This is a genomic window from Massilia sp. LMS1-1-1.1 (genome assembly GCF_040815535.1).
GTDB lineage: Bacteria > Pseudomonadota > Gammaproteobacteria > Burkholderiales > Burkholderiaceae_D > Janthinobacterium > Janthinobacterium aestuarii.
Window position 1 is genome coordinate 1,843,941 of record NZ_JBFPNG010000001.1, and the last position, 21,999, is coordinate 1,865,939.

The 21,999-nt window shown below is 60.6% G+C and carries 23 protein-coding genes; 6 read left to right on the top strand and 17 right to left on the bottom strand.

Annotated features, from left to right (window positions below; genetic code table 11):
• Positions 1-197 precede the first annotated feature (197 nt).
• Complete coding sequence (locus MRBLMS1_RS08440; RefSeq protein ID WP_485878843.1) at positions 198-2,600, top strand: TonB-dependent receptor plug domain-containing protein; 2,403 nt, start codon at positions 198-200, stop codon at positions 2,598-2,600.
• Positions 2,601-2,684: 84 nt separating this feature from the next.
• Here MRBLMS1_RS08440 and MRBLMS1_RS08445 read toward each other — a convergent pair whose 3' ends face one another.
• Complete coding sequence (locus tag MRBLMS1_RS08445) at positions 2,685-3,236, bottom strand: PEPxxWA-CTERM sorting domain-containing protein (RefSeq protein WP_223279092.1); 552 nt, start codon at positions 3,234-3,236, stop codon at positions 2,685-2,687.
• Positions 3,237-3,632: 396 nt separating this feature from the next.
• On the opposite strand from MRBLMS1_RS08445, the gene MRBLMS1_RS08450 reads away from it, so the two are divergent.
• The 3 genes from MRBLMS1_RS08450 (at position 3,633) to MRBLMS1_RS08460 (ending at position 5,248) form a co-directional block, all read left to right on the top strand.
• A complete protein-coding gene (locus MRBLMS1_RS08450) occupies positions 3,633-4,211 on the top strand; it encodes a hemerythrin domain-containing protein (RefSeq protein ID WP_485878846.1) in 579 nt (192 codons plus the stop codon).
• 75 nt (positions 4,212-4,286) lie between these two features.
• A complete protein-coding gene (locus MRBLMS1_RS08455; protein ID WP_485878848.1) occupies positions 4,287-4,898 on the top strand; it encodes an immunity protein Imm33 domain-containing protein in 612 nt (203 codons plus the stop codon).
• A complete protein-coding gene (locus tag MRBLMS1_RS08460; RefSeq protein ID WP_485878850.1) occupies positions 4,895-5,248 on the top strand; it encodes an MmcQ/YjbR family DNA-binding protein in 354 nt (117 codons plus the stop codon). Before MRBLMS1_RS08455 ends, MRBLMS1_RS08460 begins: the two co-directional genes overlap by 4 nt.
• On the opposite strand, the gene MRBLMS1_RS08465 is transcribed toward MRBLMS1_RS08460, so the two are convergent.
• From MRBLMS1_RS08465 to MRBLMS1_RS08500, 8 genes are all read right to left on the bottom strand, one after another.
• Positions 5,245-6,177, bottom strand: coding sequence for a CysB family HTH-type transcriptional regulator (locus tag MRBLMS1_RS08465; RefSeq protein ID WP_070301441.1), 933 nt, complete (start codon positions 6,175-6,177; stop codon positions 5,245-5,247). The genes MRBLMS1_RS08460 and MRBLMS1_RS08465 overlap by 4 nt on opposite strands.
• A 14-nt stretch (positions 6,178-6,191) precedes the next feature.
• Positions 6,192-7,262: a sulfate/molybdate ABC transporter ATP-binding protein gene (locus tag MRBLMS1_RS08470; protein WP_072455473.1), complete on the bottom strand. Its 1,071-nt coding sequence runs from the start codon at positions 7,260-7,262 to the stop codon at positions 6,192-6,194.
• 1 nt (position 7,263) lies between these two features.
• Positions 7,264-8,217 carry a sulfate ABC transporter permease subunit CysW gene (gene cysW, locus MRBLMS1_RS08475; RefSeq protein WP_436480179.1) on the bottom strand — a complete coding sequence of 318 codons (954 nt, stop codon included), beginning with the start codon at positions 8,215-8,217 and terminating at the stop codon, positions 7,264-7,266.
• Complete coding sequence (cysT, locus tag MRBLMS1_RS08480; RefSeq protein ID WP_230517174.1) at positions 8,187-8,996, bottom strand: sulfate ABC transporter permease subunit CysT; 810 nt, start codon at positions 8,994-8,996, stop codon at positions 8,187-8,189. The genes cysW and cysT overlap by 31 nt, the downstream gene beginning before the upstream one ends.
• A 342-nt stretch (positions 8,997-9,338) precedes the next feature.
• Positions 9,339-9,977 (bottom strand): peroxiredoxin, encoded by a 639-nt coding sequence (locus MRBLMS1_RS08485; RefSeq protein WP_034747512.1) that lies wholly within the window; start codon positions 9,975-9,977, stop codon positions 9,339-9,341.
• Between the two features lie 43 nt (positions 9,978-10,020).
• On the bottom strand, positions 10,021-10,587 hold the full coding sequence (locus MRBLMS1_RS08490) for an RBBP9/YdeN family alpha/beta hydrolase (RefSeq protein WP_128142151.1): 567 nt from the start codon (positions 10,585-10,587) through the stop codon (positions 10,021-10,023).
• Between the two features lie 44 nt (positions 10,588-10,631).
• Positions 10,632-11,636: a sulfate ABC transporter substrate-binding protein gene (locus MRBLMS1_RS08495; protein WP_128142150.1), complete on the bottom strand. Its 1,005-nt coding sequence runs from the start codon at positions 11,634-11,636 to the stop codon at positions 10,632-10,634.
• 130 nt (positions 11,637-11,766) lie between these two features.
• Positions 11,767-12,150, bottom strand: coding sequence for a diacylglycerol kinase (locus MRBLMS1_RS08500; protein ID WP_139091030.1), 384 nt, complete (start codon positions 12,148-12,150; stop codon positions 11,767-11,769).
• A 154-nt stretch (positions 12,151-12,304) separates the two neighbouring features.
• Between MRBLMS1_RS08500 and MRBLMS1_RS08505 the strand changes: the two genes are divergently transcribed.
• On the top strand, positions 12,305-13,084 hold the full coding sequence (locus MRBLMS1_RS08505; protein ID WP_034747499.1) for an IclR family transcriptional regulator: 780 nt from the start codon (positions 12,305-12,307) through the stop codon (positions 13,082-13,084).
• Between the two features lie 33 nt (positions 13,085-13,117).
• On the opposite strand, the gene pbpG is transcribed toward MRBLMS1_RS08505, so the two are convergent.
• The 3 genes from pbpG to MRBLMS1_RS08520 all read right to left on the bottom strand — a co-directional run bounded on the left by pbpG (position 13,118) and on the right by MRBLMS1_RS08520 (position 16,026).
• Entirely contained in the window at positions 13,118-14,191 is a 1,074-nt protein-coding gene (pbpG, locus tag MRBLMS1_RS08510) for a D-alanyl-D-alanine endopeptidase (protein ID WP_485878855.1), read from the bottom strand.
• Between the two features lie 176 nt (positions 14,192-14,367).
• Positions 14,368-15,087 (bottom strand): nitroreductase, encoded by a 720-nt coding sequence (locus MRBLMS1_RS08515; RefSeq protein ID WP_485878857.1) that lies wholly within the window; start codon positions 15,085-15,087, stop codon positions 14,368-14,370.
• Positions 15,088-15,108: 21 nt separating this feature from the next.
• The gene (locus MRBLMS1_RS08520) at positions 15,109-16,026 is read right to left on the bottom strand and encodes a DMT family transporter (RefSeq protein ID WP_034747493.1); all 918 of its coding nucleotides are present in this window, start codon (positions 16,024-16,026) and stop codon (positions 15,109-15,111) included.
• Between the two features lie 350 nt (positions 16,027-16,376).
• Between MRBLMS1_RS08520 and MRBLMS1_RS08525 the strand changes: the two genes are divergently transcribed.
• Complete coding sequence (locus MRBLMS1_RS08525) at positions 16,377-16,943, top strand: phasin family protein (protein WP_034747490.1); 567 nt, start codon at positions 16,377-16,379, stop codon at positions 16,941-16,943.
• 116 nt (positions 16,944-17,059) lie between these two features.
• Here MRBLMS1_RS08525 and MRBLMS1_RS08530 read toward each other — a convergent pair whose 3' ends face one another.
• From MRBLMS1_RS08530 to ispH, 5 genes are all read right to left on the bottom strand, one after another.
• Positions 17,060-17,782 (bottom strand): ABC transporter ATP-binding protein, encoded by a 723-nt coding sequence (locus tag MRBLMS1_RS08530; protein ID WP_128143263.1) that lies wholly within the window; start codon positions 17,780-17,782, stop codon positions 17,060-17,062.
• A gap of 11 nt (positions 17,783-17,793) precedes the next feature.
• Positions 17,794-18,567 (bottom strand): ABC transporter ATP-binding protein, encoded by a 774-nt coding sequence (locus MRBLMS1_RS08535; RefSeq protein ID WP_034747484.1) that lies wholly within the window; start codon positions 18,565-18,567, stop codon positions 17,794-17,796.
• 12 nt (positions 18,568-18,579) lie between these two features.
• Positions 18,580-19,797, bottom strand: a complete 1,218-nt coding sequence (locus tag MRBLMS1_RS08540) for an ABC transporter permease subunit (RefSeq protein ID WP_034747480.1) — start codon at positions 19,795-19,797, stop codon at positions 18,580-18,582.
• A gap of 22 nt (positions 19,798-19,819) precedes the next feature.
• Complete coding sequence (locus MRBLMS1_RS08545) at positions 19,820-20,749, bottom strand: branched-chain amino acid ABC transporter permease (RefSeq protein ID WP_034747477.1); 930 nt, start codon at positions 20,747-20,749, stop codon at positions 19,820-19,822.
• 294 nt (positions 20,750-21,043) lie between these two features.
• Positions 21,044-21,991, bottom strand: a complete 948-nt coding sequence (gene ispH, locus MRBLMS1_RS08550; RefSeq protein WP_034747471.1) for a 4-hydroxy-3-methylbut-2-enyl diphosphate reductase — start codon at positions 21,989-21,991, stop codon at positions 21,044-21,046.
• Between the last annotated feature and the right edge of the window lie 8 nt (positions 21,992-21,999).

A 21,999-nucleotide genomic window follows, 5' to 3' on the forward strand; every position in this document is an offset into this window, starting at 1 on the left:
TTGCGGCCATGCCTTGCCCGGTCGTATGCTGGAAACGAGGCCATATGCGCTACTCGCGCCATGTTGACGTCTTTCAGACATTTATTGCATATCGATAGACAGAACGATTCGTAAGCACGCCGCGTGCCCACTGTTAATCTGATTGCATCATCGGACCGCCATGGTCCGCGCAACCACCAACCGAAGAGATATCGTCGATGAGTTCAAGCACCGCCCGTTCCCAGCTTCCCGCCCTCCCCGTCAAAACCGTTATCGCCGCCAGCCTGGTCGCCTGCTTCAGCCTGCCGATGCAGACGCAAGCGCAGCAAGAACTGCCGGCCGAAGGCGAATTGCAATCGGTGGTGGTTACCGGCACCTTCGCCAAGAACCGCCGCACCATCGACTCCGAATCGCCGATCGACATCCTCACGTCGCGCGACCTGCAAAGCACGGGTTCGGGCGAGCTGGCGACCGTGCTGGCGCGCCTGCTGCCATCACTGAACTTTGCCCGCGCCACGGGCGCCGACGCCAGCGACGCCGTGCGTCCGGCCCAGCTGCGCGGCCTGTCGCCCGACCAGACCTTGGTGCTGGTGAACGGCAAGCGTCGCTACACGTCGGCCGTCGTCAACGTCAACGGTTCGCTGGGCCGCGGTTCGGCGCCCGTCGACCTGAACGCCATCCCGCTGGCCGCCATCGACCACGTGGAAGTGCTGCGCGATGGCGCGGCGGCCCAGTATGGTTCCGATGCAATTGCCGGCGTGATCAACATCATCCTGAAAAAAGGCGCGGCAGGCGGCGACGTCGAAGTGGGCTATGGCCAGACGCAGGAACGCGATGGCAAGCAAAAATCCATCAAGGGTTCGGCCGGTTTCGCCCTGGGCGACGACGGCTGGGTGCGCGTCTCGGCGGAAGTGGCGGAACGCGATCCGACCAACCGCGCCGGCGCCGACTTCCGCAATCCGGCCGAGCCGCGCTACGGCAAGGTCAACCAGCGCTATGGCGATCCGGAAAGCAAGCCGGCGACGATTTTCCTCAACAGCGAATACCGCATCAACGACAATATCGACTGGTACGCCTTCGGCAACTATGGCAAGCGCGATACGTCGGCCGCCGCCACCTGGCGCACAGCCTACAACGGCACCGCCCTGCGCACGCCGATCTATCCGGAAGGCTTCTTGCCGCTGCAAAACAGCACCCTGACGGACCAGTCCATCGTCACGGGCTTGCGCGGCGAGGCGGCCGGCTGGCGCTGGGATGCCAGCATTAATTACGGCAGCAACAAGTTCGAACTGGACCTGGACAACACGGTCAACCAGTCGCTGGGCGCGAACAGCCCCACGCATTTCTATGCCGGCTCGCTGAAAAACGAACAGACCGTATTCAACCTCGATGCGGCGCGCGAATTTCCCGTCTCCTACTTTACGGGTCCGCTGACGGTGGCCGTGGGCGCCGAAGCGCGTCATGAAAAATACAGCATCGGCGCTGGCGACGAGGCGTCCTACATCGGCACCGGCTCGCAAGGCTTTGCCGGCTTCCGTCCTGCCAACGCGGGCAGCCACTCGCGCCACAACGAGTCGATCTATGTGAACCTGGAAGCGGAAGCGACGAAGAAACTGTCGGGCGGCGTGGCCCTGCGCCATGAGCGCTACAGCGATTTCGGCAGCACCACCTCGGCCAAGGGTTCCGCGCGCTATGCTTTCACGGACGCCCTGTCCCTGCGCGGTACCGTGTCGAGCGGCTTCCGCGCGCCATCGCTGGCGCAGCAGTACTACACCATCACCACGACCAACTTCCAGGTCGTCAACGGCGTCAACACGCCGATCGAAACGGGTACCTTCGCCGTCAACACGCCGCAGGCACGCGCCCTCGGTGCACAGGATCTGAAACCGGAAAAGGCCCGCAACTACAGCCTGGGCCTGCAGTTCCAGCCTAACCGCAACTTCACGACGACGGTGGATGCCTACCGCATCGACATCGACAACCGCATCCTGTTCTCGGCCAATCTGGTCCTCAACAATGCCCTGAAAAGCGTCCTGGCCGCGCAAGGCACGCCTGTGGGCTCGGGACGCTATTTCACCAACGCCGTCGATACGCGCACGGAAGGCGTCGACATCGTCAGCACCTACCGCATCGACCTGCAGGAAAAGGACCGTCTCGACCTCACCGTGGCGTACAACCACAACAAGAGCAAGGTTCAGAAAATCGCCGATAATCCGGCCATCCTGACGGCCAACAACCTGAAACTGATCGACCGCCAGAGCATCGACCGCATCACGGTGGCGTCGCCGAAGGACAAGTTCAGCCTGGCCGCCGACTACGGCTTCGGCATCTGGAATGCGCACGGCGTCGTGACGCGCTACGGCAGCTTCACCGTGCCGCAGAACGACGCCAAGCTGGACCAGACGTACGACCCGCAATGGGTGCTGGACGTATCCGGTTCCGTGAAACTGGGCAAGAACTGGCGCCTCGTGGCCGGCATCGACAACGTGACCAACCGCTACCCGGCGCAAGTGACGAGCGCAGGCAACCTGAACGTCAACGGCACCCAGCCCTACAGCATCTTCGCGCCGAACGGTTTCAACGGCCGCTACTACTACGCCAAGGCTGGCTATAGCTGGTAATTAACGCTCTGCCATGCAAAAAGCCCGGAACGCACAGTGCGTTTCCGGGCTTTTTCATGTCTTGCGCCCGCAGGCGCATCAGGCTCAGGCGCGGCGGCGGCGCGCGGCAAAACCGACCAGGCCCAGACCCAGCAGCAGCATGCCGTAGGTCGTTGGCTCAGGCACTGCCGAGACCGAGTTGAACGCGCGGAAATTGCTCAGGCCACGCGGCAGGTTGCTCAGGCTGAAAACCGTATTGGCGGCCAGCGGCGTGTCCCAGTGGAACAACAGTTCGCCACGGCCATAATGCACGGCCAGGTAGTCAAAGCTGGAGTTGACGGTGAACGAACCGGACTTGCTGCTGGCGATGTCGCCCTGGGCGGCCAAGACCAGCGAACCGGCGCCGCTCGATGGCAGACCGAATTTGCTGCTGACCAAGCTCTGGATGGCGGCCGCACTTTGCGCGCCGGATGGGTTGGCGCCGTCATAGACCCAGACCGAATCCGCTGCCACGCTGCCGTAGGTAACGGTCTTGCTGCCCACCGCGAAGCCGCTCATGGCAGGATCGGTGATTTCCACCCAGCTCGCAGCCTGGGCCAATGGCGCCAGGCAAGCCGAGACAGCAAGGCAGAGACCGAGCACAGCACGTTTAGTCATATTCATAGTTTCCCCTATTGATAAATTTCAAAAATTACAATGTTGTTTATATTTTTATTACATTTCCTTGCGATTGGACAAAAGATATCATTCAGGAAATCAAAATGCAATAAAAGAAACATCTTCAGCCATTGAAAATTTCAATCGGTCTCATGCATTGATTACATGAGCCCGCTTTGCGCAGTGTCATGCTTCGTACACCTGGGCCATGAAATGGGCGGGCCGGACTGAAGTGTTGTTAATTCACACAGGCGCAGGCGCCGTTCAGGCAAGCCCGGCCGACGTTATCGCACGCCGTCTTGCGCCAGCGCAGACAAGCGCCATTTTTCCTGCCGGACGGCCCGTCGCCGCGCCCTATCATGCATGCTCCTGCCGACATCCATCACGGAGCACGCCATGCTAACTTTAAGCAAATTGAGTCCCTCCATCACCGACATGATCCGCTTCGACCATAGTCACGTGCTGCTGGCCTTTCACCAGTACACCACCAGCAAAAAGCCTGCCGTCAAAAAAGCGCTGGCCGAAACCATCTGCAGCGCACTGGACATCCACGCGCAGCTGGAAGAGGAGATTTTCTATCCCCAGATGCGCCAGTTGGACGGCGACGCCACGGTACGCCAGAAAAGCGTGCCCGAGCATCAGGAAATGCGCCGCCTGATCGCCGAATTGCGCGCAAGCGATGCGGCGACCACGCGTCATGACACCCTGTTGCTGGAAATGATGCGCGGCGTGCTGCACCATGTGGCCGATGAAGAAACCGTGCTGCTGCCGGAAGCCGAGACGCAGCTGACAGCAAGACGCTTGAGCGAGCTGGGTGCACAGATGACGCAGCGCCGCATGGCCCTGGTCAAACCGCAAGCGGGCAAGATCGCCGCCAATACGCTGATCGGTTTTTCCAGCAGCACCGCCGCCTGGGTCATGGGCGCAGCCGGTGTGCTGCTGGCGGCCAGGCTGTTTGCCCGCAAAACGGCCTGAGCCGACCTGGCGAGTAGCCAGGCCGGCGGGCAATCAGCTACCATGGGAGCTCTTCGACTCCGATGACGGACCACCATGCCCAGCTGGCACCTTGCCGACGCCGCCGAACTGGCGGCGCGCCACCCCTATACTTTTTATAAATCACCGCCCGAGGCCATCGCCCAGGTGCGCCCCGGCGAGGTGGTCAAGCTGATCTTCGCCTTCCACAGCGACGACCCGCAAGCGCCGGGCGCCGAGCGCATGTGGGTGCTGGTCGATACGGTCGAGCCGCATGGGCACTTCACCGGCAAGCTCGACAACATGCCCGGCTACATCGCCGATTTGCAGGCCAAAGACCCCATCGCCTTCGCGGCATGCCACATCATCAATACGCAGCACGACGATGACGATAACCTCGTCAACCGCTACGCGGGCCTGTGCTTCGTGACGAAAAAAGTGCTGGAAGACGGCGCGCCCGTCGGCTATCTGTACCGCGAGGAGCCGGACAACGACGACGACAGCGGCTGGCGCTTCACGGCCAACGACGAAAGCGACGACTACATGAACGACAGCGCCAACGTGGCCCTCGTGTCGCTGGGCGCCGTGCTCAGCGTGGACGACCGTTTTATTACACTACTGGATGCGCCCGCCGGGTCGGCCTATGCCTTCGACCACAATACGCAACAATTCATGGCGGTTGACGAATGACAACAGATGAACTGAAGGATTTTTGCACGGCCCTGCCCTGCGCGCAAGCCGTGCTGCATGGCCCGCCGTCGAACATCCTCGTGTGTGAAGTGAGCGGCAAGAAATTTGCCTATTTCAAGACCAGCGCACCAGAACAGTGGCGCTTCAGCCTGCGGGTCAGCGCCGAGCGCTTTATCGAACTGACGGACATGCCCGGCGTCAAACCGGCCCGCTACATGGGCCGTTTTCACTGGGTGACCATCGTCGACGTGGCGCGCTTCCCCTCCGATTACCTGGCGGAACTGGTACGCGATAGCTACGCGCGCGCCGTGACCAGCCTGACGCGCGCGCAAAGGGCAGCCATCGCCTAGAGGGCTTCCTCTCCCGCCATGGCGCGGTCGATGTCTTCGCGCGTCAAGTCCGGCGCCAGTTGCAGGATGAACTCGTAGGCATAGGCGCGCAGGTAGGCGCCGCGGCGCACGGCCAGGCGCGTCGTGTTGGTGGCGAACAGATGCGACGCTTCCACGGCCCTTAGCCCCTTGTCGCGGCCATGGTCGAAGGCCATCGAAGCCACGATGCCCACGCCCAGGCCCAGCGCCACGTACTGCTTGATGACGTCCGAATCCATGGCCGTCAAAATGATGTCGGTCGTCACGCCCGCCTTGGCGAACGCATCGTCGATATGGCCGCGTCCCGTGAAGCCCTTGTCGTAGGTAATCAACGGATATTTCGCCAGGTCTTCCAGGCGGATCGGCGAGTGCTCGAGCAGCGGGTGGCCGTCCGGCACGACGATCAGATGGCTCCAGCGGTAGCACGGGAACGACACGAGGTCGGGGAACTGGCTCAAGCCTTCCGTGGCGATGCCGATATCGGTCTTGCCCGACAACACCCATTCCGCGATGTGCTCGGGCGCGCTTTGCTGCAGCGCGATGCGGACCTCGGGGAAGGCGGCGCGGAAGCCCTGCACCACTTTCGGCAGCGCATAGCGCGCCTGCGTGTGCGTGGCCGCCACGGATAACGTCCCGCTGGTCTGGCCGCTGTATTCGAGACTGGCCTGCTGCAGGTTTTCCGCCTCGATCAACAGGCGGTCGACGATCTTCAGAATGCCCTTGCCCGGTTCGGTCAAGCCCGTCAAGCGCTTGCCGTTGCGCTCGAAAATCACCACGCCCAGCTCGTCCTCGAGTTCGCGGATTTGCCGGCTTACGCCCGGCTGCGACGTGAACAGGGCGTTGGCCACTTCCGTCAGGTTATAGCCGCGGCGGGCCGCTTCGCGGATCGAACGCAGTTGTTGAAAATTCATAGTGTTCCAGCCTCTCAGGTTCTTGTCGGTTCAACGAACACGTGTAATCGTTTCGGGCGGACAACTAAGGTCTCCCCCTCCTTCAGCTGCAGATGGGTAAAACGCTCGTTCGACATCACCGCTTCGATCAGCTCGCTGTTATCGACGCGCTGCAAGTCCAGCTGGGCCAGCGGACCGATCGCATGGGCGCGGCTCAGCTTGACGACGATGCCTTCCGCGCCCTGCGTGTAGCGGTCGATTTCCAGGTCGTGCGGCCGCACATAGGCCGTGCCCTTGCTGTCACTCACGCCCGCATAATCGGGGACCTCGAAGCTGGCGTCGCCGGTGGCCATCACGCCGTCATGCACGCGGCCGTGGAACAGGTTGACGTTGCCGAGGAAGCCGTAGACGAACGGGGACGCCGGGTGGTTGTAGACTTGCTCCGGGGAACCCAGCTGCTCGACGGTGCCCTTGTTCATCAGCACGACCTGGTCGGCCACTTCCAGCGCTTCTTCCTGGTCATGCGTGACGAAAATGCTGGTCACGTGCAGATCGTCATGCAGGCGGCGCAGCCAGCGGCGCAATTCCTTGCGCACCTTGGCATCGAGAGCGCCGAACGGTTCATCGAGCAGCAGCACGCGCGGTTCGACGGCCAGCGCGCGCGCCAGGGCGATACGCTGGCGTTGCCCGCCCGACAGCTGCGGCGGATAGCGGTCGGCCAGCCAGTCCAGCTGCACCAGTTCCAGCAAATCTTTGACCTTGCGGCGGATCTGGTCTTCCGACGGGCGCTCGCTGCGCGACTTCACGCGCAAGCCGAAGGCCACGTTTTCAAACACGGTCATGTGCTTGAACAGCGCATAGTGCTGAAAGACGAAACCGACTTGCCGCTCGCGCACGTGGCGGTTCGACGCATCTTCCGCGTCCAGCAGCACTTGCCCGCTGTCCGGATGTTCGAGGCCGGCAATGATGCGCAGCAAGGTGGTCTTGCCGCAACCGGACGGACCCAGCAGGGCCGTCAATTCGCCGGCGGGAAAGTCCAGCGAGATATTGTCGAGGGCGACGAAATCGCCGAAACGCTTGTGGATGTTGTTAACTGCGATGGTCATATCAGTGCTCCGTAGAACGTAAGGCGGAATCGTCGGCGTCGCTCTCGTTCAAACGCCACTCAATGAAAGCTTTCAAGGCCAGGGTCACCAGGGCCAGCAGGGCCAGCAGGGAAGCGACGGCAAATGCGGCGGCGAAGTTGTACTCGTTGTACAGAATCTCCACCTGCAGCGGCATGGTGTTCGTTTCGCCGCGGATATGGCCGGAGACCACGGACACGGCGCCGAACTCGCCCATGGCGCGGGCGTTACACAGGATCACGCCATACAGCAGACCCCATTTGATGTTCGGCAAGGTGACTCTGCGGAAAGTATTCCAGCCCGACGCGCCCAGCACGATGGCGGCCTCTTCCTCTTCGCTGCCCTGCGACTGCATCAGCGGAATCAGTTCACGCGCGACAAACGGGAAGGTGATGAAGATGGTGGCCAGCACGATGCCGGGGACGGCAAACAAAATCTTGATGTCATGCGCCTGCAGCCACGGGCCGAACCAGCCCTGGGCGCCAAACATCAGCACGTAGATCAGGCCGGAAATCACCGGCGAGACGGAAAACGGCAAGTCGATCAGGGTCAGCAAGATGCTCTTGCCGCGGAATTCGAACTTGGCGATGCACCAGGAAGCGGCCACGCCGAATACCAGGTTCAGCGGCACGGCGATGGCGGCCGTGATCAGGGTCAATTTAATCGCAGAAATCGCGTCCGGATCGATGATGGCGGCGATATACGCTTCCCAGCCCTTCTTGAACGCTTCCGCAAACACGGCCACCAGGGGCACGATGAGGAAGGCCGTCAGGAACAGCAGGGCGATGGTGATCAATACCGTGCGCACCCACAATGGTTCCAGCACAACGGGACCGACATTCGGCTCGAAGCGCCGCGCTGTGGGCAGCGCCTTGTCCACGCCAGCGGCGGCAGTCGTATTCGTACTCATGATTTCTTCGCCTTTCCGCGCGCCCATGCTTGCAGCAGGTTAATCGTCAACAACAGCAGGAAAGACACCACCAGCATCACCACGGCGATGGCCGTGGCGCCTGCGTAATCGTATTGTTCCAGCTTGGTAATAATGAACAGCGGCGTGATTTCCGACACCATCGGCATATTGCCGGCGATAAAGATCACGGAACCGTATTCGCCCGTGGCGCGGGCAAAGGCCAGCGCAAAGCCCGTCAGCAGCGAAGGGAAAATCGTGGGGAAGATGACGCGGATAAACGTTTGCAATGAACTGGCGCCCAGGCTGGCGGCCGCTTCTTCCAGTTCCTTTTCCGCGTCTTCCAGCACCGGCTGCACCGTGCGCACGACGAAAGGCAAGCCGATGAAGGTCAGCGCCACCACCACGCCCAGCGGCGTGAACGCCACCTTGATACCCAGCACGCCTTCGATGAACTGGCCGAACCAGCCATTCGACGAATACAGGGCCGTCAGGGTGATGCCGGCCACAGCCGTCGGCAAGGCGAACGGCAAGTCGACCAGCGCGTCGATGATGCGCTTGCCGGGAAACTTATAGCGCACCAGCACCCAGGCCAGGATGCCGCCAAACACCACGTTCAACAGGGCCGCGATCAGCGAAGCGCCAAACGTCAGGCGGTAGGACGCCATCACGCGGTCGGACGTGACGGCGCTGAAGAAGGCGTCCCACGTCATGGTGAAGGTCTTCAGGAACACCGACGACAGCGGGATGAGAACGATCAGGGCCAGGTAAAAGAGCGTGAAGCCCAGTGACAGCTTAAACCCCGGCATGACCCGAAACGGCGCTCCGCGCGCCTTGAGCGGTGCTGCTGATGCTGCAGACATAGAAACCCCTTCTTATTACATTTTTGAGTTATAGGGCGCAATAATCACATGCAACCGTTATAAAAAGAACTAACCATTTCTCATTTGCTTAGATGGATTTTGCATACTTGCTGGCGGAATCTATGGGCGAAAAAAAGGGGTCGGACCCTGCGGGTCCGACCCCGGCTTTTGGGGAGGGGTTGGGGTGGGCACACACTTAACCCAACACCTTGACGGCTGGGGTCAGCCCCTGAGGGGGAATGCGTCCCAATGGGACGCATTCCGATTGCGAAGCAACGGACCCCGTTCTTACTTGTTCGGCTGCGGCGTCAGACGAAGATAAGGTTTCGCTGCCGTAAAGCCCTTCGGATACTTCTGCTTGATCACGTCCGGGTCTTGCACGGTCAATGGAATGATGACGTCGTCGCCGTCTTTCCAGTTGCCTGGGGTGGCCACGGTGTAGCCATCCGTCAGTTGCAGGGCGTCGATGACGCGCAGGATTTCATTGAAGTTACGGCCCGTGCTCAGCGGATATGTGAGGATCAGCCGCACCTTTTTGTTCGGGTCGATGATGAAGACGGAGCGCACGGTGGCCGTGACGGACTGTTCCGGGTGGATCATGTCGTACAGCACCGAGACTTTCTTGTCGACGTCGGCGATGATGGGGAAGCCCACGACCGTATTTTGCGTCTCTTCGATATCCTTGATCCAGCTCTTGTGCGACTCGGCCGCGTCCACGGACAGGGCGATGGCCTTTACGTTGCGCTTGTCGAATTCCGGCTTGAGCTTGGCCGTCAAGCCCAGTTCCGTCGTGCACACGGGGGTAAAGTCGGCCGGGTGGGAAAACAGCACTACCCAGGAATTGCCAGCCCACTCATGGAACTTGAGCGGGCCGATCGAGCTGTCTTGTTCAAAATCAGGGGCGACATCGCCCAGGCGTAAAGTCATCGTGATCTCCTTGTGAGGTTGTGTGGCGAGAATGTTCGTCGAATCAGGCTGCCTGACGGTGGCGCTTGTCGCTTTGCGCCAGATCAAACAGCGTTTGCAATTGCGCCTGGCCGTAGACCCAGTCGCCAAGGCGCGACTCGGCATTGATATGGCCCAGCGCACCGCCATCAATATACTTGCAATTCCAGCGCCGTGCCCACTGCGCCGCGTGTTCGGCCGTCATCCACGGATCGGTCTGGCTGGCGATCAGGATGCCGGGGCAAGGCAGCCGCTTTTGCGGCAATGCCTTCGCCACGCCAAACTTGTCCGGATCGGCCGGCCCCACCAGCAGCACGCCGGCCACGCCCTGCGGGTCGCGGGCCAGGCTGTGCGCCGTCGTCAGGCAGCCGAAGCTGTGGGCGACGATCAGGGTCGGGCGCGCATCCTGCCGCCGCACCTGGTCCAGCCGCGCCGACCAGCTGGCCAGGTCGGGCGCGTTCCAGTCGTCCTGCTCGACCCGCTCGAATTGCGGATACAGGCGCTGCCAGCGGCTCTGCCAATGCTCGGGACCGCTGTTATGCAAGCCCGGCACGATCAGTACCCGGTAATCGGAAAAGCTGCGCAGCGCCATGATGTGTCCTTTTAGTAACGGTCTGGCCATCGTGCCATCCGGTATTACTTAGGCTGGTAGATCTGGTCGAAGATGCCGCCGTCGGCAAAGTGCGCCTTCTGTGCGGCCGTCCAGCCGCCCGCCACTTGCTCGATGGTGAACAGGTTGACCTTGGCGAATTGCGATGCGTATTTCTTCGCAGCCTTGTCCGTTGCCGGACGGTAGTAATTCTTCGCGATGATGTCTTGCGCTTCATCCGTGTACAGGTAGTTCAGGTAAGCCTCGGCCACCTTGCGCGTGCCATGCTTGTCGGCAAATTTGTCGACGACGGCCACGGGCGGCTCGGCCAGGATGCTGACGGATGGCGTGATGATGTCGAACTTGGTCGGTCCCAGTTCCTTGACGGCCAGGTAAGCCTCGTTTTCCCAGGCGATCAGCACGTCGCCGATGCCGCGCTCGACGAAAGTGGTGGTGGCGCCGCGCGCGCCGGAATCGAGCACGGGCACGTTTTTATACAGCTTGCCGAGGAAATCCTTGGCCTTCGCCTCGTTGCCGCCCGGCTGGCGCAGCGCGTAACCCCACGCGGCCAGATGGTTCCAGCGGGCGCCGCCCGAGGTTTTCGGATTCGGCGTGATGACGGAGACGCCCGGCTTGATCAGGTCGCTCCAATCCTTGATGCCTTTCGGGTTGCCCTTGCGCACGAGGAAGACGATGGTCGAGGTGTACGGCGAGCTGTTGTGCGCCAAACGCTTTTGCCAGTCGCCGGCCAGCAGCTTGTGCTCGGCCAGGGCATCGATGTCGTAGGCCAGGGCCAGGGTCACGACATCCGCTTCCAGGCCATCGATGACGGCGCGCGCCTGCTTGCCGGAACCGCCATGCGATTGCTTGATCTTGACGTTGTCGCCCGTCTTGCCTTTCCACTCCTTGGCAAATGCCGTATTCACATCCTGGTACAGCTCGCGCGTCGGGTCGTACGACACGTTGAGCAGGGTGATATCGGCAGCCTGCGCCGTTTGCAGAATGGCAAACGCGCTGATGGCGGCGGCAATGATGATTTTTTTCGACAGCATCTAAGATCCCCGTGTGGTTGAACTTGCAGAGCCACCAGATTACGGCGCCATGGCCGCAAAGAGAACGAAGCGTTTCGCCGTTTGATATGCGTTTTTCACATATGGACGGCGCGCAACGGGGATTTAGCAGTTAATAAAAACGGTTAAATAAAATGACGGCCCAGGTGGCAAAGGCCAGGATGCAGGTCAGCAACACGGCGGCGCTGCCGAAGTCCTTGGCGTTTTTCGACAGCGGATGGCGTTCGAGCGAAATGCGGTCGACCACGGCTTCCAGGGCAGAATTGATCAGTTCGACGATCAATATGAGCAGCAGCACGCCGATCAGCACCAGCTTTTCAAATGCGGAAACCCGCAGCAGCAAGGCGATCACCGTGCCGACGACGAACAGGCCCAGTTCCTGGCGGAATGCATGTTCGTGGCGCCAGGCCGCTTTCAAGCCATCGAGCGAGTAGAAAAAGGCGGAGAAAATCCGTTTCAAGCCGCTTTTGCTCTTGAATTCATTGACAGGTTGCATAGTTTTCCATGGTTCAAAGTACATGCTATCCACGCATTATGACGGGCACAATAGGGATTGTGACAATTTATTCGCTATCTATCTCGGAACATTTCACTATTTTTTCACATCATGGTATAAAGAAGGATGAATACTGCATTGCACCAAATCCATCATGAAAATTGAACCGGTCGCTGCCCCGAAGACGACGATCCAGGTGATCGAACGCATGGTCGCCCTGCTCGATGCCCTGGCCAAATATTCCGACCCGGTCAGCCTGAAGGAATTGTCCAAAGTATCGGGCCTGCACCCCTCGACGGCGCACCGCATCCTCAACGACATGGTGCTGACGCGCTTTGTCGACCGCATCGAACCGGGCACGTACCGGCTGGGCATGCGCTTGCTGGAACTGGGCAATGTGGTGAAAAGCCGCCTCAGCGTGCGCGAAGCGGCGCTGGACTTCATGCGCCAGCTGCACAAGAAAACCCAGCAAACGATCAACCTGTCCGTGCGCCAGGGCGACGAGATCGTCTACATCGACCGCGCCTTTTCCGAGCGCTCGGGCATGCAGGTGGTACGCGCCATCGGCGGCCGCGGCCCGCTGCACCTGACCTCGACCGGCAAGCTGTTCCTCTCCGTGGACGAGCCGAAAGCCATCCGCGCGTATGCCACGCGCACGGGCTTGGCCGGGCACAACAAGAATTCCATCACGGATCTGCAAAAGCTCGAGCGCGAACTGAGCCTGGTGCGCGAGCGCGGCTATGCGCGCGACAATGAAGAGCTGGAACTGGGCGTGCGCTGCATGGCCGCCGGCATCCGCGACGATACGGGCAAGCTGATCGCCGGCCTGTCGATATCTGCACCAGCCGACCGTTTGCAGGATGAGTGGCTGGTGGACCTCGTCGAAACGGCGAACCAGATTTCGGTTACTTTAGGTTTTATACCCCAAGACTAAAGAAACAGGGCAGCAACGCTGCCCCTGTTTCTTTTAGCCGCCGGGCAGGCTCATGTTGGCAGGCTTGAGGGCCTCCAGCCACTTGCGCATGCGTCCCGCATCGGCCGTGCGCGACTGTTTTCCCTTGGAATCGAGGAAGACCATGATCACGGCCCGTCCTTCGATGACGGCCTGCATCATCAAGCAACGTCCCGCCTCATTGATAAAGCCCGTCTTTTGCAAGCCGATTTCCCAGCCCGGGTTGGCCACCAGGTGATTCGTATTGCCAAACTGCATGGGCTGGCCGCTGGCTTCCACGATGGCTTTCGGGTCCGTCGAGTACTCGCGCAGCAGAGGATGGCGGAAGGCGGCCATGGCAAGCTTGCCCAGGTCGCGCGCGCTGGCCACGTTCATCTTCGACAAGCCGCTGGAATCGACGTAATGCGTATCCATCATGCCCAGCTGGCGCGCCTTGCTGTTCATGGCATCGACAAACGCAGACAAGCCGCCCGGATAATTGCGTCCCAGCGCCGAGGCGGCACGGTTTTCCGAGCTCATCAAGGCGATGTGCAGCATATTGGCGCGCGTCAATTGCGAACCCACTTTCAGGCGCGAGCTGCTGAACTTGGCGCGGTCGACGTCCTCGTCCGTAATCGTCAGCAATTCATCCATGTCCTGATGCGCTTCGACCACCACCAGGCCCGTCATCATCTTGGTGATGGAGGCGATGGGCAGGGCCACATTCGAATTCTTTTCAAACAGCACTTCCGAATTGGCCTGGTCCAGCACCAGCGCCACGCTCGACTTGAGGTCGAGCGGGTCGCGCGTGAGGTTCAGGCCGGCCAGGTCGCCCATGGTCGGCATCGGTGCGGCCATGGGCACGGCCACGCTGCTGATTTTTTGATAGATGACCTTGCGTTTGCCGCGCACCATGACGACCCGGCGCACGGTCTTGTCGCGCGGCGCGGCCTTCGCGCTCTTGCGCAGCACGACTTTGACTTTCTTGGTGTTCTGTTTCTTGGAGGCTGAGGATTTGCCGTTCGCTTCCTTGGCGTGCACGGCCGCAGCCGGCGCCAGCGCAAACAGCAGGGAAGCCAGGATACCCAGCGCAAGTTTAAACTTAGCCATTCGATAATTCCCCGTGAAGCTGTTGCCTTATTGCAGTGTAGCGAAATGCAGAGTATTCGCAAGCCTATTTAACAGTTAGGACAGTATTTATTGCAGTACTGAAATACAAATCGTTAGCGATCAGCAAACAAGCTCATCCTTGACCGGTTATTTGCTGGTGCACATCGCCGGGATGTCTATTTGTCCATGAATTTAACAAAGCCGGCCAGCGGCTCGCGTTCCGTGTTCAAGCGGTTCTCGACCTTGCCCGGGTCGGCATAGCCGAGGGCCATGCCGCACACCACCATTTCACTGGCCGGCACGCCCAGCTCGTCGCGGATGATGTCATGGTAATGGATGAAGGCCGCTTGCGGGCACGTGTCGAGTCCCCGCGCGCGCGCCGCCAGCATGATATTTTGCAAGAACATGCCGTAGTCGAGCCAGGAACCCTGCTCCAGCACCCGTTCGATGGTAAAGATCAGCCCGACGGGCGCATCGAAAAACTGGAAATTGCGTCCATGCTGGGCCGCCATGCCGGCCGTGTCGCTCCGCTCCAGGCCCAGCAGCTGGTACAGGTCCAGGCCGATCTTGCGGCGGCGCTCGATGAACGGCGCCGTCCACTGGCGCGGGTAATAGGTATACGACGCCGTGCGCGCGGGCGCATCGGGCGCCTTCGGTGCGGCATAGACGTCGAGGATGCGGCGCGACAGCCGCGCGCGCGCCTCGCCCGACAGCACATACACTTTCCACGGCTGCATGTTGGCGCCCGAAGGCGCGCGCGCCGCCACTTCCAAGATGCGCGCGATATCGTCCTGCGCCACCGGCGTGGGCAAAAAGGCGCGGATGGAACGGCGCGACAGAATGACGGCGTCGACGGCTTGCTGCGCCGCCTGTGTTTCAGATGCTTGCTTGTTCACTGCCCTGCTCTCCCGCTCTAACTATTTCTTGACGACAAACACGACGCCCACCACGGCCACCAGCATGCCGGCGATGCCCAGCATATTGAACGCTTCGCCGAACATCAGCCAGGCCATCACGGCCGTCGTGGGCGGCGTCAGGTACAGCAAGCCCGTCACTTTCGTGGCGTCGCTGCGGCGGATCAGGGCGAACAGCAGGAAGATGGCGCCGATGGACAGCACAAGTACCGACCACAGCAAGGCGCCGATGAAATTCGCCGTCCATTGCACATTGCTGAAATGCAGGTCCAGTCCTTCGTAATACAGGGCGAATGGCAAGACCACGACGATGGAGGCGGCAAATTGCACCACCGTGCCGGTGCGCAAGTCGAATTGCGGGCAGTGGCGTTTTTGGTACATGGTGCCGGCCGTCATCGACAGCAGCGCGAACACGCACAGCAGCACGCTTTCCACCGTCAGGCCCACGAGGTTGATCTTCGCATACACGACGAGGGCCACGCCCAGCAAGCCGAAGAACAGGCCCAGCCACTGGCGCGGGCGCACGGATTCGCCGATCAGCGGCGCGGCGCAGGCCGTCAGCACGGGTTGCATGCCCACGATCAGGGCGGACAGGCCGGCCGGCATGCCCAGCTTGATCGCGCACCAGACGCCGGCCAGGTAGCCGGCCTGCATCAGGATGCCGGCCACGGCGATCTGGCGGAACTGTCCCACGGGCCACGGTGCGCGCAACAGCAGCACGAGCGGCAACAGGATCACCAGCACGCCCAGGAAGCGCAGCAGCAAAAAGGTCAGCGGGGGCGCGTACGGCAGGCCGAACTTGGCCACGATAAAACCTGTGCTCCATAACAACACGAAGAAGCCAGGCAAGGCCATCGGCGTCAGAGTGGTCAGAAGAGAGGCTTTGCCGCTGGCGCCAGCCGCGGCGGGAAGATTGGACATGGTATCAACTCGGGAAACGGGATCGGCACCAGGTGCTGCGCCAGTGCGGGAGGCAAAGTCTAGCATGCTGCGCCGCAATCGTCCCCGTAGCCGCTGGAAACGGTAGTTTAGGCATAAACCATTGACACCCAGAAATCAAATATTTCTCTTTAGAAACAATGACTTTTGATCCAAATCTATTCAATTGTTGCATCGCACAAGAAACGCTTGACTTCGTTTTTTTTAACCGTAGAATAGGGTTTGTTGCGTTGCACAATTCTTGTTCAGCTTGAAAAATTTAGATTCACCTGCTTTCCCAAACGGTACACGCAGCATCAAATTAACCAGATTTCGATTTTTTGGAGATTTATATGTTTTCAATTCCTGAGCAATTTTCGTCCGCTACCAAAGCCAACCTGGAAGCCCAATTCGCCCTGTTCTCGTCGCTGACGGGCAAAGCCTTCGAAGGCATCGAAAAGATCGTCGAACTGAACCTGACCGCTGCAAAAGCGACCCTGGAAGAATCGACCGCCGCCGCCAAGCAATTGCTGTCGGCAAAAGATCCACAAGAATTCTTCTCGCTGAGCGCTGCTCAAGCCCAGCCTAGCGCCGAAAAAGCCATCGCTTACGGTCGTCACCTGGCTGCCATCACGTCGGGCACCCAAGCCGAGTTCAGCAAAGCTGCTGAATCGCAAATCGCTGAAACCAACCGCAAAGTCCTGTCCCTGGTGGAAGAAGTCACCAAGAACGCGCCAGCCGGTTCGGAAAACGCCGTCGCCATCCTGAAAAGCGCCATCGGCAACGCCAATGCAGGCTACGAGCAATTCTCGAAAACCAGCAAGCAAGCCGTCGAAGCCATCGAAGCGAACCTGACCTCGGCCGTGAACCAGTTCACGCAAGCAGCTGAAAAAGTCGTGCCACGCGCTGCCGCCAAGTAATTCTTGCGCGACCGCTCCGGCGGTCCGCTGTTACCTGCTCCTCCAGGCATCCATCCCGCACTTCCCCGACGGATGCCATTATGCCCCAGCCTAGCTGGGGCATTTTTTATGCGCGCTTACTCTCCCAGATACGCCGCCTTCACGCGCGGATCGTCGAGCATGGCGGCCGCGTTGCCACCCATGGTGACGAGGCCGGAATCCATCACATAGCCGCGGTGCGCCGCCTGCAGGGCCAAGCGGGCATTCTGTTCGACCAGCAAGATCGTGATGCCTTCGGACGACACCTTGCGGATCACCTCGAAGATTTTCTCGACCATGATGGGCGACAGGCCCATCGACGGCTCGTCGAGCAGCAGCAGTTTCGGATGGCTCATCAGTGCGCGCGCCATGGCCAGCATCTGCTGCTCGCCGCCAGACAAGGTGCCGGCCATCTGCGCCGCCCGTTCCTTGAGGCGTGGAAAGACGTCGAACCAGCGGGCGATATCGTCCTCGACACCCACCTTGTCCGTGCGCGTGTAGGCGCCCATCATGAGGTTTTCGCGGATCGACATGCGGGTAAACACGCCCCGCCCTTCCGGCACCATGGCCAGTTTTCTTTCCACCAGGTGAAACGATTTCGTCCCCTTGAGCGACTCGCCCAGGTAGCTGATCGTGCCTTCGACCTTGCAGGCCGGCAAAGTGCCCGTGATGGCTTTCAAGGTCGTCGTCTTGCCGGCGCCGTTCGCGCCGATCAGGGCGATCAGCTCGCCTTCGTTGACTTCCAGGTCGATGCCCTTGACGGCCTTGATGCCGCCGTAGGCCACGTGCAGGCCCGATACCTTCAATACATTCTTGTTCAAGCCAGCGTTACTCATGCGTGCGATCCTCCCAGATAAGCCTCGATGACGGCCGGGTTTTGTTGTATTTCGGCCGGCAAGCCTTCGGCGATGCGCTTGCCATATTCGAGCACCGTGATGCGGTCGCACAGTCCCATCATCAGTTTCACGTCGTGCTCGATCAGCAGCACGGTCTTGCCTTCAGCCTTGATTTTCACCAGCAACTCGCGCAGGGCCAGCTTTTCCGTCGCATTCATGCCGGCCGCCGGTTCGTCGAGGGCCAGCAGTTGCGGGTCCGTGGCCAGCGCGCGGGCGATTTCCAGGCGCCGCTGGTCGCCATACGACAGGAAGCGTGCCGTGCGGCTGGCGAACTGGGCGATACCGACAAAGTCGAGCAGCTCCATGGCCCGCTTGCGGATGGACGCTTCTTCCTCGCGCGCCGCCTTGTGGCGGAAGATGGCGCCGAACACGCCCTGGTGCGAGCGCACATGGCGCCCCACCATGACGTTTTCCAGCGCCGTCATGTCGCCAAACAAACGGATGTTCTGGAAGGTGCGCGCAATGCCCGCCTTGGCCACCTTGTGCGGCGCGGACGGTGAATACGGCTTGCCGGCCAGCTCGAAGGTGCCCGTGTCGGGCTGGTACAAGCCGGTAATCACATTGAAAAACGTCGTCTTGCCGGCACCGTTCGGGCCGATCAAGCCGTAAATCTGGCCTTGCCGGATGGTGATGCCCACGTCGGTGAGCGCCTGCAAGCCGCCAAAACGTTTATTCACGCCGGCAATATTGAGAATGATCTGTTCGCTCATGCTATCCCTCCCTTAAGCGGACACGACGCCGGTGGATTTGTTGGGCTGGTCGACATCGTGGTCGGGCCGGTCTTCATGCTTAGGCGATGGCCACAAGCCGGCAGGACGGTTGAGCATGATCAAGACCATGGCCAGGCCGTACAGCAACTGGCGCAGCACTTCCGCCTCGATCACCACGTGGCCGAACAGCGCCTGCTGGGCCGGCTCCACCACGTGGCGCAGCACTTCCGGGATCGAGGCGAGGATCACGCCGCCGAGGATCACGCCGGGGATGTGGCCGATGCCGCCCAGCACCACCATGGCCAGCACGGCGATCGATTCCGTCAAAGAAAACGATTCCGGCGAGACAAAGCCCTGGAAGGACGCAAACATGGCGCCCGCCACGCCGCCGAACGAGGCGCCCATGGAAAAGGCCAGCAATTTCACGTTGCGCGTGTTGATGCCCATGGCCTTGGCCGCGATCTCGTCTTCGCGGATGGCCACCCAGGCGCGGCCCAGGCGCGAATGCTGGAGCCGCTTGGTGACGAACACGACGGCGATGCACAGGAAGAGGAACAAAAAGTAATAGGCATTTACGGACGGCATGGAAAAACCGGCCACCGTCACGGTGCTGTTGGTGCCCGCCTCGCCCGCCAGGTTGACGCCGAAGATGCGGATCGGGTCGATCAGATTGATGCCCTGCGGCCCGTTCGTGAAATTGATCGGGTCGTTCAAGTTGTTCATGAAGATGCGGATGATCTCGCCAAAGCCCAAGGTCACGATGGCCAGGTAGTCGCCGCGCAGCTTCAAGGTGGGCGCCCCCAGCAGGGCACCGAACAGGCCGGCAACAAAGGCGGCCAGCGGCACGATGATCCAGATCGACAAATGGATGCCGTTTTCGCGGATTTCCGGCCCCATCAGCTGCACCAGGGTTTCGCCCAGCACCGGATATTGATTCACCACCGATTCGAGCAGGATGGCGAACTGGGGCGACGCCAGCAGGGCCGTCAGGTAGGCGCCCACGGCGTAGAAGGCGATATAGCCGAGGTCGAGCAGGCCGGCAAAGCCGACGACGATGTTCAAGCCCAGAGCGAGCATGATGTACAGCAAGGCCATGTCGATAATGCGTACCCACGAGTTGCCGAACTGGGCGGCAAAAAACGGGAATACCATCAGCAGCGCGGCCAGGCCCAGCATGCCGGCGTAGGCTTTGGCCGGATTTTTCTTAGCGTCAAAATCGAGTAGTGCCATGATTTAATCTCCCAGTTTTACATCAGGCACGATCGGCCACGCGTTCGCCCATGATGCCGGACGGACGCAGGGTCAGCACGATGATCAGCACGACGAAGGCAAAGATATCCTGGTAGTGGCTGCCCAGGAAGCCGCCCGTGATGTCGCCGATATAGCCGGCGCCCAGGCTCTCGATAATACCCAGCAAGATACCGCCAAGCATGGCGCCGTAGATATTGCCGATGCCGCCCAGCACGGCCGCGCAGAACGCCTTCAGGCCGGGAATGGCACCCATGGAAAATTGAATGGAGGCATAATTGGCGCCCCACATCACGCCGGCTACGGCCGCCAGCGCGGCGCCGATGGCAAAGGTGGCCACGATGACCTTGTCGGAATCAACGCCCATCAGGCCCGCCACGCGGGGGTTTTCCGCCGTGGCGCGCATGGCGCGGCCCATGCGGGTTTTTTCCACCAGCAACACCAATCCGCCCATCGACAGCGCGGCCAGGGCCAGCAGCAACACTTGCGTTTGCGAAATCACGGCGCCGCCTATGTTGATGGGGTCGGTCGACAGCAATTGCGGGAAGGGCAAGGGATTGCGCGTCCAGATCATCATGGCGAAGGTTTGCAGCAGGATGGAAACGCCGATGGCGGTAATCAGGGGGGCGAGGCGGGGGGCGTTGCGCAGGCGGCGGTAGGCGACCCGCTCGATGATGATGTTGACCAGAATACAGATGGGAATGGCGCCGAGGATGGCGGTGGCCAGTTTCAAGTAGCCGGGCCAGTCGGGCACATAAATGCCCAGCAGCTTGAGGATGGTCAAGCCCACCATGGCCCCGATCATGAGCACGTCGCCATGGGCGAAGTTGATCAGGTTCAGCACGCCGTACACCATGGTGTAACCGAGGGCGACTAAGGCATACATGCTGCCCAACACCAAGCCGTTAATGATCTGCTGGATGAATGTATCCATGATTGCCCTATCAAATATGCATTTTTCGGGAACAACTTCCGCCAGAACATGTCGCTGATACAAAAACGGCACCGGAGGAAGAATTCCTGCAGTGCCATCCCTGGACCGTTCTCACCAGCATGGTGCACGCACTGAAAACGGGCGTGACCTTGCTTAGTCATAACGACAACATATTCAAGCTTGAGGCAATCATAACGATCTTTTGCAAAAACTAAGCTTGGAATAAATCGATCATTTCCGAATTAAATTCGGTTTTGAGGTAACTCCTCATCGATACTCAGCAGCCGTACAGCCTCAGGCGACGTCGCGCTTGATGCCGTCGAGGCCTTTCGGCATCGGAAACGTGACGGCTTCCTGCACGCCATCGAGCGGGCGCACGCTCTTCACGCCACACTCTTTCAAGCGGTCGATGACGGCCTGCACCAGCACCTCGGGCGCCGAGGCGCCAGCCGTGACACCCACGCGCAGCTTGCCTTCCAGCCACGCCGGGTCGATCTGCGAGGCATTGTCGACCATGTAGGCAGGCGTGCCCATCTTGTCTGCCACTTCGCGCAGGCGGTTCGAATTCGAGCTGTTCGGGCTGCCCACGACGATCACCACTTCCACCAGCGGCGCCATGAATTTCACGGCTTCCTGGCGGTTGGTGGTGGCGTAGCAGATGTCGCCTTTTTTCGGCTCGGCGATATTCGGATATTTCGCTTTCAAAGCCGCAATAATGTCGCTGGTGTCGTCAACTGACAACGTTGTTTGCGAAACATAGGCCAGGCTCTCCGGATTAGCGACCTGCAATTTCGCCACATCGTCGAGCGTTTCCACCAGATGCATGCCCATATCGGCCTGGCCCATCGTGCCTTCCACTTCGGGATGGCCATCGTGGCCGATCATGATGATCTCGCGGCCTTCGCGGCGCATCTTGCCTACTTCCATGTGCACCTTGGTGACCAGCGGGCAAGTCGCATCAAAAATGCTCAAGCCGCGCGATTCCGCCTCGGCACGCACGGCTTTCGACACGCCGTGGGCGGAAAACACGAGCGTATTGCCGGCAGGCACGTCATCGAGGTCGTCGATGAAAATGGCGCCCTTGTTGCGCAAATCGGCCACCACATAGGCGTTATGGACGATTTCATGGCGCACATAGATCGGTGCGCCAAATTGCTGCAAGGCGCGTTCGACGATTTCAATCGCCCGGTCGACGCCAGCGCAAAAACCGCGGGGCTGGGCCAGTAACAGTTCTTTATCCATCGCTACTC

Excerpts from the sequence above, each read along its gene's own strand:
- MRBLMS1_RS08440 (WP_485878843.1), top strand. The coding sequence starts at position 198 with ATGAGTTCAAGCACCGCCCGTTCCCAGCTTCCCGCCCTCCCCGTCAAA.
- MRBLMS1_RS08445 (WP_223279092.1), bottom strand. The coding sequence starts at position 3,236 with ATGACTAAACGTGCTGTGCTCGGTCTCTGCCTTGCTGTCTCGGCTTGC.
- MRBLMS1_RS08450 (WP_485878846.1), top strand. The coding sequence starts at position 3,633 with ATGCTAACTTTAAGCAAATTGAGTCCCTCCATCACCGACATGATCCGC.
- MRBLMS1_RS08455 (WP_485878848.1), top strand. The coding sequence starts at position 4,287 with ATGCCCAGCTGGCACCTTGCCGACGCCGCCGAACTGGCGGCGCGCCAC.
- MRBLMS1_RS08460 (WP_485878850.1), top strand. The coding sequence starts at position 4,895 with ATGACAACAGATGAACTGAAGGATTTTTGCACGGCCCTGCCCTGCGCG.
- MRBLMS1_RS08465 (WP_070301441.1), bottom strand. The coding sequence starts at position 6,177 with ATGAATTTTCAACAACTGCGTTCGATCCGCGAAGCGGCCCGCCGCGGC.
- MRBLMS1_RS08470 (WP_072455473.1), bottom strand. The coding sequence starts at position 7,262 with ATGACCATCGCAGTTAACAACATCCACAAGCGTTTCGGCGATTTCGTC.
- cysW (WP_436480179.1), bottom strand. The coding sequence starts at position 8,217 with ATGGGCGCGCGGAAAGGCGAAGAAATCATGAGTACGAATACGACTGCC.
- cysT (WP_230517174.1), bottom strand. The coding sequence starts at position 8,996 with ATGCCGGGGTTTAAGCTGTCACTGGGCTTCACGCTCTTTTACCTGGCC.
- MRBLMS1_RS08485 (WP_034747512.1), bottom strand. The coding sequence starts at position 9,977 with ATGACTTTACGCCTGGGCGATGTCGCCCCTGATTTTGAACAAGACAGC.
- MRBLMS1_RS08490 (WP_128142151.1), bottom strand. The coding sequence starts at position 10,587 with ATGGCGCTGCGCAGCTTTTCCGATTACCGGGTACTGATCGTGCCGGGC.
- MRBLMS1_RS08495 (WP_128142150.1), bottom strand. The coding sequence starts at position 11,636 with ATGCTGTCGAAAAAAATCATCATTGCCGCCGCCATCAGCGCGTTTGCC.
- MRBLMS1_RS08500 (WP_139091030.1), bottom strand. The coding sequence starts at position 12,150 with ATGCAACCTGTCAATGAATTCAAGAGCAAAAGCGGCTTGAAACGGATT.
- MRBLMS1_RS08505 (WP_034747499.1), top strand. The coding sequence starts at position 12,305 with ATGAAAATTGAACCGGTCGCTGCCCCGAAGACGACGATCCAGGTGATC.
- pbpG (WP_485878855.1), bottom strand. The coding sequence starts at position 14,191 with ATGGCTAAGTTTAAACTTGCGCTGGGTATCCTGGCTTCCCTGCTGTTT.
- MRBLMS1_RS08520 (WP_034747493.1), bottom strand. The coding sequence starts at position 16,026 with ATGTCCAATCTTCCCGCCGCGGCTGGCGCCAGCGGCAAAGCCTCTCTT.
- MRBLMS1_RS08525 (WP_034747490.1), top strand. The coding sequence starts at position 16,377 with ATGTTTTCAATTCCTGAGCAATTTTCGTCCGCTACCAAAGCCAACCTG.
- MRBLMS1_RS08535 (WP_034747484.1), bottom strand. The coding sequence starts at position 18,567 with ATGAGCGAACAGATCATTCTCAATATTGCCGGCGTGAATAAACGTTTT.
- MRBLMS1_RS08540 (WP_034747480.1), bottom strand. The coding sequence starts at position 19,797 with ATGGCACTACTCGATTTTGACGCTAAGAAAAATCCGGCCAAAGCCTAC.
- MRBLMS1_RS08545 (WP_034747477.1), bottom strand. The coding sequence starts at position 20,749 with ATGGATACATTCATCCAGCAGATCATTAACGGCTTGGTGTTGGGCAGC.
- ispH (WP_034747471.1), bottom strand. The coding sequence starts at position 21,991 with ATGGATAAAGAACTGTTACTGGCCCAGCCCCGCGGTTTTTGCGCTGGC.